Source organism: Actinomadura sp. WAC 06369 (genome assembly GCF_003947565.1).
GTDB classification, from domain to species: Bacteria; Actinomycetota; Actinomycetes; order Streptosporangiales; family Streptosporangiaceae; genus Spirillospora; species Spirillospora rifamycini.
Genome location: NZ_QHJN01000320.1, coordinates 1 through 3,680 on the forward strand (window position 1 = coordinate 1; position 3,680 = coordinate 3,680).

The 3,680-nt window shown below is 76.2% G+C and carries 3 protein-coding genes; all 3 read right to left on the reverse strand.

The window, feature by feature from the left end:
• Positions 1 to 123: 123 nt before the first annotated feature.
• Positions 124 to 744, reverse strand: a complete 621-nt coding sequence (locus DMH08_RS38925) for an FxsA family protein (protein ID WP_051300460.1) — start codon at positions 742 to 744, stop codon at positions 124 to 126.
• 97 nt (positions 745 to 841) lie between these two features.
• Entirely contained in the window at positions 842 to 1,597 is a 756-nt protein-coding gene (locus DMH08_RS38930) for a polyprenol monophosphomannose synthase (protein WP_442778676.1), read from the reverse strand.
• Positions 1,594 to 3,426, reverse strand: coding sequence for an apolipoprotein N-acyltransferase (lnt, locus tag DMH08_RS38935; protein ID WP_233618070.1), 1,833 nt, complete (start codon positions 3,424 to 3,426; stop codon positions 1,594 to 1,596). Before lnt ends, DMH08_RS38930 begins: the two co-directional genes overlap by 4 nt.
• Positions 3,427 to 3,680 lie beyond the last annotated feature (254 nt).

Consider the following 3,680-nt stretch of genomic DNA (forward strand, 5'->3'; position numbering starts at 1 on the left):
GGGTGCTGGCGGCGTGGGCTGCGCTGGCGCTGCTGGTGGGCGGGGCGGTGCTGGCCCGCCGCGACGCCTGACCCGTCCCCTGTCCCGTCTTCCGAAGGGACGCACCGGCGGTGGGCGGGTCGGTCAGGCGAGGGGCTTGCGGTCCGCGCCGCGACCGGCGCCCGCACCGCCGTCTCCTCCGGCGTCCCGGCCGGTGTCCTCGTCGAGGTCGATGACCTCGCCCCGGACGACGGGGCCGGAGGGCGTCCCGGCGTCGCGGGCGGGCGCGCCGAACGGCCCGAACCCGCCGAGGCCGCCCGGGCCGGCCTGGCCGAACGGCCCGGCGCCGAACCCGCCGCCGGGCGGCGGGAACAGGGTGGCCGAGCGGGCCTGCGCGACCCGCATGCGGCGCGCCGCCCACCGCGACACCAGCCCCCGGACCAGGGGCCGGGTGAACGGCAGGACGAACGCGAACCCGAACACGTCGGTGACGAACCCGGGGGTCAGCAGCAGCGCGCCGCCGACCAGGACGAGCCCGGCGTCGGCCAGCTCGCGGTCGGGGACGACGCCGCGCTCGAACGTCTCCTGCAGGGCCCGCCACGCGCGGCGGCCCTCGCGCCGCATGATCCAGCCGCCCAGGAGGCTCTCGAACACCAGCAGCGCGACCGTCGGCCACGCGCCGATCACCTCGCCGACCTGGATGATCGTGTAGATCTCCACGACCGGCAACACCAGGAACGCCAGGACCAGTGCGAGCGGCAGCATGGCTCCATCTTCGGGGTAGGAAAAGCCTCTAAGGGGTCAACGCCGCGACGCCCCCGAACGTTTCCCCGGCGGGCCCCATCACTCGGAGCGTCCGGGGTCAGCGGGGGCCGCGGAACTTGTCGACGCGGTCGGTCATCCCCCACTGGGTGATCCGCATCGCGGCCTCGGCCATCACGTCGCGGCTCATCTTGCTGGTGCCGTGGACGCGCTCGACGAACGTGATCGGGACCTCCACGACCCGCAGGCCCTCGCGCAGGGCGCGCAGCGCCAGGTCGATCTGGAAGCAGTAGCCGCGCGAGTCGACGTCCTCCAGCCCGATCTTCTCCAGGGTGGCGGCGCGGAACGCCCGGTACCCGCCGGTGGCGTCGTGCAGGGGGATGCCGAGCATGAGCCGCGCGTAGGTGTTGGCGCCGCGCGACAGCGCCTCGCGCCGCTTGGGCCAGTTCTCGACGCGTCCGCCGGGCACCCAGCGGGCGCCGATCACCAGGTCGGCGTCCTCGAGGGCGGCCAGCAGGCGCGGCAGTTCCTCGGGCTGGTGGGAGCCGTCGGCGTCCATCTCGACCATGACGTCGTAGTCGTGCTCGGCGGCCCACCGGAACCCGGCGATGTAGGCGGGGCCGAGCCCGTCCTTGCCCTGCCGGTGCAGCACGGCGATCTGCGGGTCCTCGGCCGCCATGGCGTCGGCGACCTCGCCGGTGCCGTCGGGGCTGGCGTCGTCGACGACCAGGACGTCCACCGACGGGACGGCTTCGCGGACCCGGCCGGTGATGCGCTCGATGTTGTCCCGCTCGTTGTAGGTCGGGATGATCACGAGCACGCGCCCGAGTTCGGCCGGCATCTCCATCGGCGTCATTTCTCCTCGTCGTTCCTGTCCACCGCGTTCCCGTCCGCCGCGCGCCCGCCGGTCCCGGTGCCGCGCGCGGCGCCGGCGGTCCGTGCGCTCCGCGCGGAGCGCGTCATGGACCGGGCGGCGGCGCAGGCGGCCAGGACGCCGAGCGCCGCCATGGCCCACTCGGGCGCGGCGCCCATCCGGTCGGACGGCGTGGTCGCCGTGCGCGCCGGGACGGTGGCGACCTGCAGGTCCCGCACGAACTCGGCGGACCGGTCGATCATCCGGCCGTCCGGGGCGACGATCGCGCTGATCCCGCTCGTCGCGGCCACCAAGATCGTACGGCCATGTTCGACCGCGCGCAGCCGGGACATCGCGATCTGCTGCGGCGGCAGGCTGGTGTGCCCGTAGGTGGCGTTGTTGGTCTGCACGACCAGCAGCTGCCCGGCGGCGACGTCGCGGACCTCCTGGTCGTAGGCGACCTCGAAGCAGATGACGTCGCCGACGGTGACGGGCCCGAGCCGCATGACGCCCGAGCGGGTGCCGTGGACGAAGTCGCGGGGGATCTGGTCGAGCCGGTCGATGAACCGCGTCAGGACGTCGCGGAACGGGACGTACTCGCCGAACGGGACGGGGTGCCGCTTGACGTAGTGGTCGCCGGGGCCGGTCCGCGGGTCCCACACGATGCCGCGGTTCTCGACCTTCTCCCCGTCGGGGGTGGCGGTGAGCGCGCCGACGAGGACGGGGACGCCGATGGCCTTGACGGCGCCGTCGATGGCGGCGCGGGCGTCGGGTTCGCGGTAGGGGTCGAGGTCGCTGGAGTTCTCCGGCCAGACGACCAGTTCGGGCCGCGCGACCTCCCCGGCGCGGACGCGGCGGGCCAGCTCGTGGGTGGCCTCGACGTGGTTGTCCAGGACGGCGCGGCGCTGGCCCTGGAAGTCCAGGCCGAGGCGGGGGACGTTGCCCTGGACGACGGCGACGGTGACGGGGTCGCCGCCGGTGGGCGTGGGGATCAGGGCGCCGCCGCCGACGATCGCGCCGGCGACCGCGAGGGGCGCCGCGACGGACGCCGCCGGGGCCAGGGCGCGCCGGGCGCCGCCGCCGTTTCCCTCGCCGGCCGCGGCGGCGGCCCGGGCGCGGGCGCGGACGCGCAGGGCGGCCAGGACGGCGTAGGCGAGGAGCCCTCCGATCAGCGCGGTCAGGAAGGTCACCAGCGGCGCGCCGGCGACGGCGGCGTACGGGGTGAGGGGGGTGGAGGTCTGGCTGAACGCGAGCCGCGCCCACGGGAATCCGCCGAAGGGGACGCGGCCGCGGGCGGCCTCCTGCGCCACCCACAGGCCGGCGGCCCACACCGGCCAGCCGGGGAGCCGGGCGGCGAGCGCGATCCCGGCGCCCATGGGGGCGAGGTAGGCGGCTTCGACGAGGCTGAGCAGGATCCACGCGTCCGGGCCGATCTTGACGATGCCGGTGAGGACGGGGATGAAGAACGCGGCGCCGCCGAGGAAGCCGAGCCAGGCGCCGGTGCGGGCGGTGCCGCGGACGCCGTCGGGCGCGCGCCGCAGGCCGGGCACGCGGCCGTGCAGGGCGAGGGTGAGGGCGGCGACGCCGACGGGCGCGAGGACGACCAGGTCGTTCGGCGGGAACGCGAGCCACATGAGCAGGCCGCCGGCGACGGCGAGCAGGGTGCGGGGCCAACCGGCGCCGCCGCCGTGCCGGAACCAGGCGGCGAGGCGCAGGTGCCGGCGGGGCCGGGCGGCCGGCGCGGTGCCCGCGGCGGTGTCCCCCGCCGTGCCCGGGGCGGCGGACGCGGCGGCCGGCTGCCGGTCCGGAATGATGTCCTGGGCCAACTCCACGCCCCGTTCGCTCGGTCTCTCGGGGTTCTCCCGACTCTGCCTGCTCGGAACGCTACCGGGCCGAGCGGGCGACGGCGACCGCGAGCGGGCCCGACGGATGTCACGGGCCCTCTTCCGTGTCCCCGGCCCCGCCGACCCCCGGCAGGGCCTGACCGTCGTGCACCGGCGCTACATCCCCTACTCCCACGCCCACTACGCCGGCGACCTCGTCGACGGCGCCTACCTGCTCGCCCTGTTCGGCGACGCCGCCACCG